At 63.2% G+C, this 14,044-nt stretch carries 10 protein-coding genes; 6 read left to right on the top strand and 4 right to left on the bottom strand.

What is annotated here, in order from left to right:
• Nucleotides 1-8: 8 nt before the first annotated feature.
• Nucleotides 9-1,004: a sigma-70 family RNA polymerase sigma factor gene (locus ACSMXN_RS08020; protein WP_022911324.1), complete on the bottom strand. Its 996-nt coding sequence runs from the start codon at nucleotides 1,002-1,004 to the stop codon at nucleotides 9-11.
• A gap of 234 nt (nucleotides 1,005-1,238) precedes the next feature.
• On the opposite strand from ACSMXN_RS08020, the gene ACSMXN_RS08015 reads away from it, so the two are divergent.
• Together ACSMXN_RS08015 and ACSMXN_RS08010 are read left to right on the top strand one after the other, a co-directional pair.
• Nucleotides 1,239-2,384, top strand: coding sequence for an acyl-CoA dehydrogenase family protein (locus tag ACSMXN_RS08015; RefSeq protein ID WP_022911323.1), 1,146 nt, complete (start codon nucleotides 1,239-1,241; stop codon nucleotides 2,382-2,384).
• Nucleotides 2,377-3,648, top strand: coding sequence for an acyl-CoA dehydrogenase family protein (locus tag ACSMXN_RS08010; protein WP_022911322.1), 1,272 nt, complete (start codon nucleotides 2,377-2,379; stop codon nucleotides 3,646-3,648). The genes ACSMXN_RS08015 and ACSMXN_RS08010 overlap by 8 nt, the downstream gene beginning before the upstream one ends.
• A gap of 5 nt (nucleotides 3,649-3,653) precedes the next feature.
• Here ACSMXN_RS08010 and ACSMXN_RS08005 read toward each other — a convergent pair whose 3' ends face one another.
• A complete protein-coding gene (locus ACSMXN_RS08005; RefSeq protein ID WP_022911321.1) occupies nucleotides 3,654-5,210 on the bottom strand; it encodes an AMP-binding protein in 1,557 nt (518 codons plus the stop codon).
• Between the two features lie 193 nt (nucleotides 5,211-5,403).
• On the opposite strand from ACSMXN_RS08005, the gene ACSMXN_RS08000 reads away from it, so the two are divergent.
• Genes ACSMXN_RS08000 through ACSMXN_RS07990 form a run of 3 tightly spaced genes read left to right on the top strand, consistent with a single transcriptional unit; the run spans nucleotide 5,404 to nucleotide 8,502 of the window.
• The gene (locus ACSMXN_RS08000) at nucleotides 5,404-6,798 is read left to right on the top strand and encodes an acyl-CoA dehydrogenase family protein (protein ID WP_081648954.1); all 1,395 of its coding nucleotides are present in this window, start codon (nucleotides 5,404-5,406) and stop codon (nucleotides 6,796-6,798) included.
• A gap of 32 nt (nucleotides 6,799-6,830) precedes the next feature.
• On the top strand, nucleotides 6,831-7,691 hold the full coding sequence (locus ACSMXN_RS07995; protein WP_155958199.1) for a hypothetical protein: 861 nt from the start codon (nucleotides 6,831-6,833) through the stop codon (nucleotides 7,689-7,691).
• A gap of 34 nt (nucleotides 7,692-7,725) precedes the next feature.
• Nucleotides 7,726-8,502 (top strand): nitroreductase family protein, encoded by a 777-nt coding sequence (locus ACSMXN_RS07990; protein ID WP_022911318.1) that lies wholly within the window; start codon nucleotides 7,726-7,728, stop codon nucleotides 8,500-8,502.
• 8 nt (nucleotides 8,503-8,510) lie between these two features.
• Here the strand turns inward: ACSMXN_RS07990 and ACSMXN_RS07985 are convergent, their stop codons facing one another.
• On the bottom strand, nucleotides 8,511-9,389 hold the full coding sequence (locus ACSMXN_RS07985) for an SDR family NAD(P)-dependent oxidoreductase (RefSeq protein ID WP_022911317.1): 879 nt from the start codon (nucleotides 9,387-9,389) through the stop codon (nucleotides 8,511-8,513).
• A gap of 812 nt (nucleotides 9,390-10,201) precedes the next feature.
• Here ACSMXN_RS07985 and ACSMXN_RS07980 point away from each other — a divergent pair.
• Nucleotides 10,202-12,715 carry an Ig-like domain-containing protein gene (locus tag ACSMXN_RS07980; protein WP_196811112.1) on the top strand — a complete coding sequence of 838 codons (2,514 nt, stop codon included), beginning with the start codon at nucleotides 10,202-10,204 and terminating at the stop codon, nucleotides 12,713-12,715.
• A 98-nt stretch (nucleotides 12,716-12,813) separates the two neighbouring features.
• Here the strand turns inward: ACSMXN_RS07980 and ACSMXN_RS07975 are convergent, their stop codons facing one another.
• The gene (locus tag ACSMXN_RS07975; RefSeq protein ID WP_022911315.1) at nucleotides 12,814-14,043 is read right to left on the bottom strand and encodes an RNA polymerase sigma factor; all 1,230 of its coding nucleotides are present in this window, start codon (nucleotides 14,041-14,043) and stop codon (nucleotides 12,814-12,816) included.
• Between the last annotated feature and the right edge of the window lies 1 nt (nucleotide 14,044).

Here is a 14,044-nt window from a genome sequence, read left to right as displayed (position 1 = left end):
CGGCTGGGCTAGTTTGCGATCGGCGGCAGCTCGGGAAACCCGAAGAGATCGACAAGACCAGGATCGGTGAACACGGTGATGCTGCTCAGGTGAGTCGCGTCCGTTGCCAAGACTGCGATGGCGAATTGCCGGTACGGATTAGCAGCACCGTCGCGCCGGTAGGCCACCGCCGCGGGCTGGCCATTCGCGATCGTCGGGTACATCCGATACTCGCCAGGAGAGTTGAGCACGTGACGCGCCAGATATGGCAGGCAGGTTTGATTGCCGGCGAACCAGGTGCTCATCGGTGTCATCTCCAACGACGCATCCGCCCGCAACAGGTTCGCCAGGGCGTTCACATCAGCCGATTCGAACGCCGCGATATACCGATCAAGGACCGCCCGGGCCTCACGCGAGTCCGGCTCGACGATGTCGTCGGCGACCGGAGAGACCTCGCCGAGTCTGCCCCGGGCGCGCTGTAAGGCACTTTTCACTGCCGCGACAGTCATATCAAGCATCATTGCTACCTCGGTCGCCGGGAACGCGAGGACGTCACGCAAGATGAGCACAGCTCGTTGCCGTGCCGGCAGATATTGCAAGCTCGCGATCAAGGCGAGGCGCAGGCCCGCTCGCGAAGCGACAACCTCGGCCGGATCGTCGGATTCGGAGCGGTATCTGGCGTCCGGGAAAGGCTGAAGCCACAGCGTGTCGTGGTCGGCGAGCGCCAGCGTCATGTCCGGCTCATCGCCGGCAGCACCAAGCCCGGACGGCAGGACTCGGCGCCTGTTGTGCTGCAGCGCGGTCAGGCAGGCATTCGTTGCGATCCGGTACAGCCACGTGCGGACGGACGAACGACCTTCGAACGCGCTCCGGCCGCGCCACGCTCGAAGGTAGGTCTCCTGCACCAGATCCTCGGCTTCGTGCACGGACCCGAGCATCCGGTAGCAGTGCGCGATCAATTCGCGGCGGTACGGCTGAATCTCGCGCATGAAGTCGTCCAGAACGGGCGCCGGTGTTGCACTCATCCCAACTCCTCGTCCGTTCTGTCCGTCATGCAGATATTGACTCCGGTAATTTGACTCCGACGATGACTAGAAGGAATCGCCGATCTGCGGACCGATTGTCACCTCTTGCTCAGGCGCCGATCCTCAGCGGCAGATATTGGGGTGTCGGCTAGCTCTCGTTGGCAGAGCGGACCACGCCTCGTATCATCCGACAGAGCCCCCGATGCTAATCGGGGAGCGCACAAAGGAGACGGCGTGGAACTTGACCTGACGTCTGACCAGAAGTTTTTCGCAGAGACATCGCGGAGCTTTCTGAGCGACAGTTGCCCTACTTCGGAGCTTCGCGCTAGACGCCACGACCCTGATGGGTTCGACAGTGGCTACTGGCAGCAAGGTGCCGACCTCGGCTGGACGACACTTCTGGTGTCCGAGAAGGACGGCGGTGGCAGCATCAGCGGCCGCGGACTCAGCGACCTCAGCTTGGTGGCTTTCGAGTTCGGGCGGTTCGCCGCGCCCGGGCCGCTGACCGCGAGCAACGTGGTGGCGGGTGCGCTTTCTCGCTCTGGAAGCGAGGAGCAGAAGGCCGAACTGCTACCGGATCTGCTGACCGGGACGCGCGTCGCAAGCTGGGCGCACGCCGAGCCGCGTCCGTTCGACAGGTTGGGTGCCGTCGGGCTCGAAGCGACGCTGCGCAACGGAAAGTACGTGCTCAACGGTCGCAAATCAGCCGTCGAGGCCGCTGGCCAGTCCGAGGTGCTGCTCGTGTCAGCCAAGGTCGACGGCGCACTCACGCAGTTCCTGGTGCCCGTAAACACCCCCGGCGTGACCGTGACGCCTATGAAAACGGTCGATCTGACCCGTCGATTCGGCCGAGTCTCCTTCGAACAGGTCGAGGTCCCCACCTCGGCGGTGCTCGGCGAGGTCGGAGGGGCCGCCGATGACCTCGAACACCAACTCGAGGTGGCGATCGTGGTCCAGCTGGCCGAGATGGTCGGTGCAATGGACAGAGCCCTTGAGATCACGACGGAGTGGCTGTTCAACCGCTACTCCTTCGGGCGCCCGCTCGCCTCGTACCAGGAACTCAAGCATCGCTTCGTCGACATGCGAGCATGGCTCGAGGCCGGCAACGCGATCGCAGATGCCGCCACCTCGCGCGTCCAGGACGAAACTGCCGATGCGGCTGAGTACGTCAGCGCGGGCAAGGCATTTCTCGGTGTCTACGGTCCGGAGGTACTTCAGGACTGTGTGCAGATGCACGGCGGTATCGGCGTGACGTTCGAGCACGACCTGCACCTTTTCTTGCGCCGCGTGGTGCTTGGCGCTCACCTATACGGGACTGTCGAAGATCACCGCGAGCGGTTGACGAGCATCCTCGAGCTGCAGGAGGCAAGCAATGCCTGAACTTTCGTTTGAAGTCGAGGATCTCGACAGTTTTCGGTCCCGGCTGCGGAGCTGGCTGAAAGAAAACATGCCCCTTGCCGAGCCGCAGCACGGCGTGCGCGGGCAACTCTCCGACGAGGAGGAGCTCGCCGACGTCGCCGTCGCCCGGCAGCTGCAGCGCAAGCTCTATGACGGAGGCTTCGCCGGTATCACCTTCCCGAAGGAATACGGCGGTGCCGGCCTGACTCCTGCTCACCAGGACGTCATGAACGAGGAGATTGTCGGCTACCAGTATCCGGAGCGGATCCAGGTACCGACCTTCAGCCCGTGCGCCACCGTGATCTTGGAGTACGGCACCGAAGAGCAGAAGGTCGAGCATCTCACCGCCATGATGAAGGGCGAGGAGATCTGGATGCAGATGCTCTCCGAGCCCGGCGGTGGGTCCGATGTGGCCGGCGCCACGACCACCGCAACGCGCGACGGAGACATGTGGGTCGTCAACGGGTCCAAGATCTGGACGACCGGCGCGTGGTGGGCCGACTGGGCTCTCGCCCTGGTTCGTACGAACTGGGACGCGCCGAAGCACCGTGGCCTCTCGGTCTTCCTGATCAAGCTTCATCAGCCGGGCATCGAGATCAACCGGATCGAGATGCTCAACGGTGCCAAGGAGTTCTGTCAGGAATTCATGACGGACCTGCACATCCCTGACACGGACCGGGTCGGCGAAGTCGATGGCGGCTGGACTGTCGGCAGCAGGTGGATGTTCCACGAGAAGAGCCTGGCGATCTCGCGGAACTTCATCCGTCCTGGCGGTAGCCGCAACACGGCGACGACGGCCACCGGCAACCCCGGTATCTCGGCTGCCCGCGCTGCCGGGCGCCTGGAGGACCCAGTGACCCGGCAGCTCATCGGTGAGGGTCACGCGCTGAACCTGGCTGGCAAGGAGGCCTCTGCCCGGATCGGCCGCGCAATCGGCAACAAGCACTTCAGCGATCAGGCCGCCGGTTTGGGCCGGGTGCTCAGCGGTGTCATCTCTACTCATCTCGCCACCATCAACTTCAAACTTGCCGGTTCAACCGGTGTGGTCTGGGACGAGGAAGACCAGGATCTGGGCGATCTCGGCATCGGGTTCCTGATGCGCCAGACCTCACAGATCGGTGGCGGTACGACGGAGATGTCGCGCAACGTCGTTAGCGAGCGTTTTCTTGGGATGCCCGCCGAAGCCAGACGGGACCGCGACATCGCCTTCCGTGAGGTGCCGCGCAGCGCCAGCGCCCGCAAGTAGCTGGATCAGATTCGCCTGTTTGCATCCGGCCAGTACTTGGCGCGGATGACACCCTTACGCAGCTTGCCGTTGGGGTCGCGCTCGAGGGATTCGACGAAGTCGACTCCTTTGGGACATTTGAAGCGGGCAACTCTGGCTTGACAGAACTCGATCAGCTCGGTCTCGAGGTCCGCGGTTCCATCGGAGCCGCGGACTTCGACTACCGCGCGCACCTCTTCACCCCATTCCGCGTTCGGGATTCCGATCACGGCAACGTCGGAAACCGCCGCGTGCTGTAGGAGGATCGCTTCGATCTCGGCGGGGTAGATGTTGACACCACCGGAGTTGATGGTGTTGGCCTGTCGATCGCACAAGAACAGATAGCCGTCATCGTCGAGATAGCCGATATCCCCGACGGTGAACATGCCTGCGCGACGAGATGATTGCGTCTTGTCCGAGTCGTTGTGGTATTCGAAGTCCCAGAGAGTCGGGGTCAGGTAGACGAGCCCTTGTTCTCCAATGGGGCGTTCGTTGCCGTCCTCCCCGATGATCTTTATCTTCACACCAGGACTGGGCCGGCCAACGGTGCCGGGTTTGCGCAGCCATTCCTCGGACGTCACCGTCGTGCCGGCGCCCTCGGTCGCCGAATAGCTCTCGGTGACGATTGGCCCCCACCAGTCGATGATCCGCCGCTTTACGTCCACCGGGCATGGGGCGCCGGCGTGGTTGACGGCGCGCAGCGACGACACATCAGCTGTTCGGCGGACCTCTTCGGGCAGCGCAAGCAGGCGATGCAACATGGTCGGGACGACGGTGGCATCGGTTACCCCGTACCGCTCGACCAGTTGGAGGAACTCCTCCGGCGTCCACTTGTCCATCACCACGACCACGCCCCCGCTGTCCAAGGCGGTCGTGACGCCCGCGATCGGCAGTGCGTGATAGAACGGCCCGGAACTCAGAAAGACCTTGTCGGTGACCGACGCCGGCTGATTCGATGCTCTGCCGATCGCGCCTATGCCACTGGTAAGCGTCAGTTGGTCAGACGCATCAGCCCGAAATGACTTGCGCACACCCTTCGGCCGCCCGGTTGTGCCTGAGGTGAAGAACATGATCTGGCCCGCTGACCGGTCCGGCAAATTCTCGGCCGACTGATCCTCAAGCAGTTCGGTACGGAGTCGCAACCCAGCAGCCTCGTCCACGGCGAAGACGGCTCGGCGGTCGATGTTCGCAGCCGCCGCCGCGTTCACAGCCGCCGCCGCGAACCGGCTCTCGGTGAAGATGACCTTGGCCTTCGAATCGCTGAGGATATAGCTCATCTCGCTGGGATTCAGATGCCAGTTGACCGCAACGAAGAACAGACCAGCCTGGATCGCTGCTCCGTAGCATTCGAGAAACTCCCTCCGGTTGGACAAGATCACGGCAACAGTGTCACCGGGAACCAGTCCGAGGTCGCGGAGTCCTCGGGACGTCTGATTCATCTTCGCGAGCAGGTCGCCGGCTGACCCGGCCGTTCCTGCGGCGTCGATCCAGACTTCCCGATCGGGATATGCGGCCGCGAGCGAGAAGAATCCACCGGCTTCCATCAAGGCTCCTGTCCGAGAGGGGCGGCTGCAGAGTTACACCGCTGCGCTCATCATTGCGAAAGACTCGGGCAGAAGGCGAGTCTGAGTTTCCGGAACTTCATTCTTGCCTAACGGAAGCGGACTCCGCTACGGTGAGGTCGAGGTGCGGTTCGCCCTTGTGATCGAAGATCCGGTGAAAAAGGGAGCTGTTCGCATGGCGTGGGATTTCACTACCGATCCAGAGTTTCAGAAGAAGCTCGATTGGGCAGACCAGTTCGTTCGAGAGAATGTAGAACCCCTCGATCTGCTCTATCCGAAGCTGGCTTTCTCGCCACTGGAGGAACCGCTTCGTAGCCTCGTCAATCAGCTCAAGGACGAGGTCCGCGCCCAGGATCTGTGGGCGGCGCACCTGGATCACGACTTGGGCGGTAAGGGCTACGGCCAACTCAAACTCGCGCTGCTCAACGAGATCCTCGGCCGATCGGGGTGGGCGCCGATCGTGTTCGGCTGCGCCGCGCCCGATACCGGAAATGCCGAGATCATTGCCGCGTATGGCACCGCCGAGCAGAAGGAGCGCTACCTCAAGCCGTTGCTCGAAGGCGAGTGCTTCTCGTCCTACTCGATGACCGAGCCCCAAGGCGGCTCGGACCCCAAGCAGTTCAAGTGCCGAGCGGAGCGCGACGGTGACGAGTGGGTCATCAACGGCGACAAGTTCTTCTCGTCGAACCTGCGGACTGCGCAATTCGCGATCGTCATGGCCGTGACGAACCCCGAGGTGTCGCCGTACCGGGGCATGTCGATGTTCCTGGTACCAACGGACACCCCGGGGATCAACGTGCTCCATCACCTCGGCCTCGGCAATGAGGATTGGCACGAAGGCAGTCACGCGCACGTCCGGTACGAGAACGTCCGGGTTCCGCTGGACAGTCTGCTCGGTGGCGAGGGCCAAGCCTTCGAGGTGGCACAGCGCAGGCTCGGCGGCGGGCGCATCCACCATGCCATGCGATCCATCGCCGGCGCCAAGAAGATGTTCGCGATGATGTGCGAGCGGGCGCTGTCGCGCGAGACCCAGGGATCGCTCTTGGCCGACAAGCAGTCGATCCAGATGTGGATCGCGGACTCCTGGATTCAGATCGAGCAGTTCCGGTTGCTGGTCATGTACACGGCCTGGCAGATCGACAACTCCTCGACTGCGCAGGTCCGCCAGTACGTAGCGGCAACCAAGGTGCTCGCGGCCGAAATCCTCACCGACATCTCGATGAAGACCGCTCACATTCACGGTGCCCTCGGCGTCTCTAACGCGATGTCACTCGGTGGCGGCGGCGCAACCATGGGTCTGGTCGACGGCCCGACCGAAGTCCACAAGTTCACGATCGCCAGGCAGGTCCTGAGGCAATACCAACCACACAAGGACGGTTGGCCGTCGCAGTTCAAGCCGCGCCGGCTGGTGAATGCTCGGCATCGCTTTGAAGAAATGGTCAACGAGCGCTTCGATGATCCCGAGACTCGTACTGCGTTCACGCCGATGCTGCAGCGGTCAGAGGTGCCCGATGATGTGCTTGCCGAGATGGAGGTTTACCTCGACAACATCCTCGGGGCGAACCTCTAAGCCACAATTCGTTCGGCGCAGTAGTGCCGTTGGTGGGCGCAGTAGTGCCGTTGGTGGGCGCAGTAGTGCCGTTGGTGGGCGCTGACATGTCGTCGATGAGGCCTGCAGCGAAGTTGCCCGATACGTTGCGGGCCGCGGTAGCGGCGGAGTTTCTGCGCGCCCGCCGGCCACCATTCGAGATCCCGATCGTGGTCGCATCCAACGGACTGCTCGTGGTGTTGTTCTGGTTCAGCCGGTTCCATTCGATCATGTTCACGCTGCACGGCGGACTGGCTTTTCCGATTGCGCTGGGCAGCTGGATGTATTCCGACGTGCCTGCGACGAACGTGCTGGGCGCGGACGCTCGCCGCGTGCTGGCGGCACTCGATGACATGCCAACGCTGCAACGAATGCTTGCGGCAAAGGCCGCCCTGCTGTGGTTGATGATCGCACCCGGATGCGTCGCACTTGCTGTGATCATCGGTGCCGTCTATGCCCGTCCGATGTCGGCGCTCTGGACCGTGATCGTCATTGCGATCGTCCCGTTGGGTGCTCTGTCGGTCTCTGATTGGGTTGGCATCATCTGGCCTTACCCGCCGCTCAGCCTGCGCACGCGATGGCGGCACCGTCGTGAGATTCGGACTCAACTGCGGTGGCTACTGCTGATCTTCGCACCCTACGCAGTGGTTCCTGCGGTGTTCGTCGCGGTTGCGTTGCCGGCTCTCGGGTGGTGGCGCCACGAGACTGGCGGCGAGGTCAGCCGAATACCGGACGCGCTCTTCGGGCAACTGACCGTAATCTCGGCCGTTACCTCGTTGGTCGTGTTCTTCGCCGGACGGAGCGCCAGCCGCTGGCTGTTGGGTCGACGGCGTTCGCAGCTACGCGCCTTCTTGTCTCAAGCCTCCGAAGACTGAGGCCGACGGACAGTCCTAGTATCGGAGGGTTTGCATGACCGAACACCACAGTGCCGCGTTACACCACAGTGTCGCGTCGGATCTCGCAGGCCGAGCGCTGTCGAGCGACACCGTCGGCATGCTGGAGGGGTTGACGACGACCCGAGCTATCAGGCGTTATCACGACGAACCAGTGCCACCCGAAGTGCTGCGCGACATCTTGTTTGCCGCGACCCGAGCGCCCAGCGGGTCAAATCGACAGCCGTTCCGATTCCTCGTCCTGACTGACGGCCCTAAGGCGATCGAGGCAAAGCGGCTGGTCCAGAGCAGCGCCCAACGGATCTGGGGCAGCAAGAGCGAGCACGATGGTTACACGGTCGGCTCGGGGGCGCGTGACGATTCGCCCAAGGCCCGGATGGATCGAACGATGCGCGAGCATGTCGCCAACCTCGACCGGGTTCCGGCGTTGATTTTTCCGTGCTTGGTCCGCTACCGCGAGCCAGTGGTTACCGAGGGCGCGTCGATCTACCCCGCCTGCCAGAACCTGCTGCTGGCCGCCCGCGCACTCGGGTACGGCGGGGTCATGGCGGGCTGGCATTGGAGTGTCGACGCCGAGTTGAGAGAGTTGCTCGAGATCCCGACCGAGGGCGTTGCAATCTCGGCGACCATCACGCTCGGCCGTCCCGTCGGTAGCCAAGGACCGGTTCGCCGCCGTCCAATGTCTGAGCTCGTGTATGGGGAAACTTGGAACTCGCCGGCCCCTTTCGCCGTCGACCCGCCTGGCACGCGGTTCACGGCCGCCGGGCCGCCCAAGCCGAGGGCCACAACGTGACGGTCGGGCTAGGACTGGACTTCGCCGGTGGCAGCCGAGTCGGGATAGGGCTCGACGAAATTGCTAGAAGCGAATTCCGCGAGTCCACTGAAGAGTTCGGTCGGAGGCGCATCGGTATAAGGGTGTTGTGCTTGCGAGCGCATGATTCCTTCGCGCTGGCGTAACCCGAACATGCTCTCGCGGCGACCCGAATAGGACGCGGGTTGCTGCAGCATCCATAAGATCCCCTCCGCCGCGACCGATGACGGCTCCCAGTTCGCACGGTCGGTGCCGGGAGTGTTCGCCACGAAACCTTCGGAGGCAACGGGGATATCGATGCGGAAGCAGTTTACGGCGATACCGTATTCCTGAACCTGCTTCGCGACATCGATCGTCAGACGTTCCAGCCCCACCTTGGAAATCCCGTACGACATCAAGGAAGGGTGGGGATACAGCGCGGCCACCGATGAGACATTGACGATCGAGCCGATCCGGCGGGCCCTCATCCCTGGCATCACGGTGCGGGTCGCGATCAAAGGTGCACGCAGATTGACCTCCATGATGAGGTCGTGGCGGTGCAGCGGAATGTCCAGGTCGCCGACGAAGGTGATCGCGGCGTTGTTGATGAGGATATCGACTCGGCCGTAAACCTCCTCCGCCCGGCGCACCATGGCGACGACCTCATCTTCCTTCGCCAAGTTAGTCGGAATCGCAATCGCGTCACCACCCGCGGCGCGAACCAGCTCCAGAGTCCGATCGAGGGTTCCGGGCGTTCGTTGCGGCTGATCTGCCGTGGAACGGGCGGCGCACGCGACCGCGCAGCCCGCCTCACCCAACGCCACGGCCACCGCCGCGCCCACGCCCCGGCTCGCGCCGGTCACCAGCGCGACTTTGCCCTGTAATTCCATGTGCGATCCTCTCCGAGGGGTACTGCTCCGAGAACGGTATACCGCCAGGTCGCCATGACCACCTCGCTGTATACGAACCCGCATACTAAGTCGCGCAGCATGGCCCTGTTGGAAAGCGGTATACCGCCAGGTCGCCATGACCACCTCGCTGTATACGAACCCCGCATACGAACCCCGCATACGAACCCGGGCCGCAACGCGTAGGCAATCCGGTCGAGCCATTTCCTCAGGATCGCTCCCCTATTGTATTTATTGGCGACACTCTACGACGAGTGGCGTTTGGTGGGTATTGGGCGTGCTGCGCGCATACGCGGATGATGACCCATTCGATTAATTTGATAAAAACATCAAGCGTCGATTGGGCACGATTCAACACCATTTCCACCCACGTAACACCTTCTTCGAAATGACGCCGGCGCATTTAGTGCCGGGCCATTTACTATCTCTGACCATGCTCGGTCGATCGCCCACATACCGCCCAATATCCCAGCAACTGGTTCATATACGGCGTCGAATTAGCATATTGCCTATCGATGGTTGAACGCGCTACAGTCCGCTTGCCGACTCGGCTCATTGTCGATCCGAATCCGCGTTCTACGGGGGAACGTCGTGTATTTGTGGTGCGCTTTTCGTTCTCCCTAAAAACATTTGCTGAGCAGGCAGATGACCATTCACGGGGAGGAATCGGGCGAATGCGTAGACGACAGCCGCGGCCATTAACAGGCCGCCATCAGGCTATTCCGCCAGGCAACGAAGGGACCTCGCGCAGGTCGCCTGCAGCCGTTAAGGCGAAAAATCGGGGGCATAAGGCATTGGCGTCTTTGGCGGTCATCGTCACGGCGTCATTCGTCTTGCTCGGCTTGCCCGGCGCCGCGAACGCCACTCTCAAGGTGCTCACGCCCAATCCTGCTGCACCGGTGACCTTCGTCGGGCATGGCGGATATTCGGCGGACGGCCTTGGCCAGGAAGGCGTTGGCGGTTTCGTCCGCGCTGACGTTCCGGCAGGTTCAAAGGTCGTCAATGCCTATCTCTACGGAACCTACAACGGCACCGACCTAAATCTCGCGGTCGAGGATCGCACGATCGACTTCGACGGTACGACAGTTGTGCTCGACACCCTGACCAACTCAGAGCTGGGCGATTCAGGCTTGGTCACCGCGCGGACGGACGTGACCGCGCAGGTCGCAGCCAAGGTCGGCACCGGCGGCGCAATCACTAACTTCGCAGTCAATACCGATCCGTCCGATCTCGATGGGGTCGCTCTCGTCGTGGTTTATTCAAATCCCACGAAGCCCTTGGTGACAATCGCGATCCTCGATGGCGGTTCGAAGCAGGCTGGTGACCAGGTCACGTTGAACTTCGCGTCCGCGGTGAACACAGCTACGCCAGGTTTTGCGGCGCAGCTTTCGCTGGGCAGTGGCTTCAGCTACCAGAACGGGCTCGCCGGACACGCCTGTGGCGGTACTCAGTACTCCACGGTGACGGTGAACTCGAGCCTGCTGACCAGTTGTGCGGGTAACTTCGACGATGGCCTCGGCGCGAACGGCTCGCTCATCACCGTAGGCGGGGTCGGAGACAGCCTGGATAACCCGACCGACCCAACAGCAACCGACTCGGGCACGGATGACGAGCTGTACAACCTCACCCCGTTCATCCACACCGGCGACACCTCGCTGGTCTTCCAGACCGCCAACCCCTCCACCGATGACAACCTGTTCCTCGCTGTCGTGGAGATTACGGCTGATGCCACGGTCACGACCGAGAACTGCACGAACGGGATCGATGACGACGGTGACGGCCTGATCGATGCGGCCGATCCTGATTGCAATCACCCGCCGGCAGCAAACGCCCAGTCGGTGACGACGGTTCAGGACACCGCCAAGGCGATCACCTTGACCGGAGCCGACCTTGATGGTGACGCCCTGACGTATGCAACGGCGAGCACGCCGACGCACGGCACTTTGTCGGGAAGTGGCGCGAACCTGACGTACACGCCGGCAGCCGGCTACAGCGGCCCGGATAGTTTTACCTTCACTACCAGTGACGGTAAGGCGACGTCGACACCGGCGACAGTCAGCATCAGGGTGACTCCGGTGGTCGCTCCGGTCAACAACCCGCCGGTCGCCAGCCCACAGTCGGTGACCACGGCTCAAGACACCGCCAAGGCCATCACGCTCGCAGCCAGCGACGCCGATGGTGACGCGTTGACCTACGCCGCAACCACACCAGCACACGGCACCCTCTCGGGCAGTGGCGCGAACCTGACGTACACACCCGCAGCCGGCTACAGCGGACCGGACAGTTTCACCTTCACCGCCAACGACGGTAAAGACACCTCCGCCCCCGCGACCGTAACCATCACAGTTACCCCGACGGTGGTCGTGCCGGTCAACAACCCGCCGGTCGCCAGCCCACAATCGGTGACCACGGCTCAAGACACCGCCAAGGCCATCACGCTCGCAGCCAGCGACGCCGATGGTGACGCGTTGACCTACGCCGCAACCACACCAGCACACGGCACCCTCTCGGGCAGTGGCGCGAACCTGACGTACACACCCGCGGCCGGCTACAGCGGACCGGACAGTTTCACCTTCACCGCCAACGACGGTAAAGACACCTCCGCGCCGGCAACCGTCACCATCACGGTCACCCCGGCCGTCGTGGTTCCTCCGACGTGTGCGACCAACGCGCCGGTGTTGGACAAGTCCGTTTCGGCCGACATCACAAAGGCATCGTCGCAACTGGTGGCACCCAAGTTGACGACAGCGGGAGCGGACGAATTGCTGGTTGCGTTCGTCGAAGCCGATGGGCCGCGTTCTGCGACCCAGCGGGCGACGAGCGTCACCGGCGGCGGATTGACGTGGTCGCTGGCCACCCGATCCAACTCGACCTGGGGTACGACCGAGGTTTGGCAAGCGCATGCCACCTCGACGGTGACCAACGCGGTGGTCACCGCGAAACTCGCCAACTCCGGGTTCGACGGTTCGATCACGGTCGCTGCGTTCAAGGGCGCGGCAGCGCACCTTGGTGCGGCCGCGGGCGGGGCCGGCCTGACCGGTTCACCTAACGCAACGGTGAAGCCGCTGGGCTGCAACTCCCTCGTCTGGGCGGCCGGCCACGACTGGTCGACGGCCAAGACTCCGGTGGCGGCCGCTGGGCAGTCTCTGGTGCACGCGTTCGTTGACAAGCGGGTCCATGACTCGTTCTGGACGCAGAAGGTCACAGCAGCAACGGACTCCAGCCACACGCCGGTCGTCGTCAAGACCACCGGACCGGTTGTCGACCGTTGGACGATGGCCGCAGTCGAGATTCCGTCGGCTGGGTAGCGGCACAGCTAGGCACACCTAGCGCCAGGCACGGGGCCCCGCGATCACCGAGTGGTGATCGTGGGGCCTCTGGCCTGCCGGCTAGAACGTCGTCCGAATCACGATGCCGTCGCCTGGCGGCGCCGGCGCAGGAACTCCTGCTCGGAGGCGTTGGTGGTCAGTGCGAGAGCGGCATCGAAGGCAGCCGTCGCCTCATCGTTCCTGTCCAATCGAAGGAGCAAATCAGCTCGGGTGGCGTGGAAAAGGTAATAGCCATCGAGCTTGAGGCCGTCCAGCGCGGCGAGGGCAACGGTCGGGCCTTCGACTTCGGCGAGCGCGATGCTGCGGTTCAACGCAACCACGTCCGTCGGTGAATACCGCAGCAGCTGGTCATAGAGTCTCAGGATCTGAGGCCAATCGGTCGCGGCAGCAGACGTAGCTGACGTATGGACGGCGTTGATAGCAGCCTGAACCTGATACGGCCCCGGCTGATTTCGTCTCAGGCACGCCCGCACGAGCGAGTGCCCTTCGGCGATCAACGCCTGATCCCATCTCGACCGGTCCTGCTCGCTCAACTGGACCAGCAGGCCGTCCGCCCCGGTCCGGGCGGCGCGCCGTGCGTCGGTTAGCAGCAGCAGGGCGAGCAAGCCAACGGCCTCCGGCTCGTCCGGCATCAGCAGTACCAGCACGCGGCTAAGGCGAATCGCCTCCGAAGATAGATCCTCGCGGACGAGCGAGGCGCCACTCGAGGCGGTATATCCCTCGTTGAACACGAGGTAAATGACGGCCAGGACCCCTCGCAGTCGATCAGGTAACTCGGCCTCGCTCGGGATCCGGTACGGGATGCCCGCCGCGGCGATCTTGCGTTTGGCCCGCACGATTCGCTGCGCCATGGTCGCCTCTGGGACCAGGAACGCACGGGCGATCTCCGGCGTCTGGAGGCCGCCCAACAACCGAAGTGTCAACGCCACCTGGGCATTGCGGGCAAGCGCTGGATGGCAGCACGTGAAGATGAGGCGCAGCCGGTCGTCGTTCACGACGTCGTCCCGGTCAGCCTCGGACGGGGAGTCGTCGCGCAGTAGCAGTGCCTGATTGTGGTGTTCATCGCGAGAGCCCTCCCGACGCAAAAAGTCAATGGCCCGATTGCGGGCGGTGGTGGTGATCCATGCCCCCGGATTCGGCGGTAGGCCCGTTGAGGGCCAACGCTCGACGGCGATCAGGAAGGCACTCTGAACCGCTTCCTCGGCGAGGTTGATGTCGCCGAGAAAGCGGATCAGCGTAGCCAGGCATCGGCCGTATTCCTCACGGAATACCTTTTCGATGTCAAAGCTTTCAGCACCAGCTGTCATC

This window comes from Parajatrophihabitans canadensis, assembly GCF_053764775.1.
Note: the sequence above shows the minus strand (reverse complement) of the source record. Positions and strands in the feature narration are given on the sequence as shown.

Excerpts from the sequence above, each read along its gene's own strand:
- ACSMXN_RS08020 (WP_022911324.1), bottom strand. The coding sequence starts at position 1,004 with ATGAGTGCAACACCGGCGCCCGTTCTGGACGACTTCATGCGCGAGATT.
- ACSMXN_RS08010 (WP_022911322.1), top strand. The coding sequence starts at position 2,377 with ATGCCTGAACTTTCGTTTGAAGTCGAGGATCTCGACAGTTTTCGGTCC.
- ACSMXN_RS08005 (WP_022911321.1), bottom strand. The coding sequence starts at position 5,210 with ATGGAAGCCGGTGGATTCTTCTCGCTCGCGGCCGCATATCCCGATCGG.
- ACSMXN_RS08000 (WP_081648954.1), top strand. The coding sequence starts at position 5,404 with ATGGCGTGGGATTTCACTACCGATCCAGAGTTTCAGAAGAAGCTCGAT.
- ACSMXN_RS07990 (WP_022911318.1), top strand. The coding sequence starts at position 7,726 with ATGACCGAACACCACAGTGCCGCGTTACACCACAGTGTCGCGTCGGAT.
- ACSMXN_RS07985 (WP_022911317.1), bottom strand. The coding sequence starts at position 9,389 with ATGGAATTACAGGGCAAAGTCGCGCTGGTGACCGGCGCGAGCCGGGGC.
- ACSMXN_RS07975 (WP_022911315.1), bottom strand. The coding sequence starts at position 14,043 with ATGACAGCTGGTGCTGAAAGCTTTGACATCGAAAAGGTATTCCGTGAG.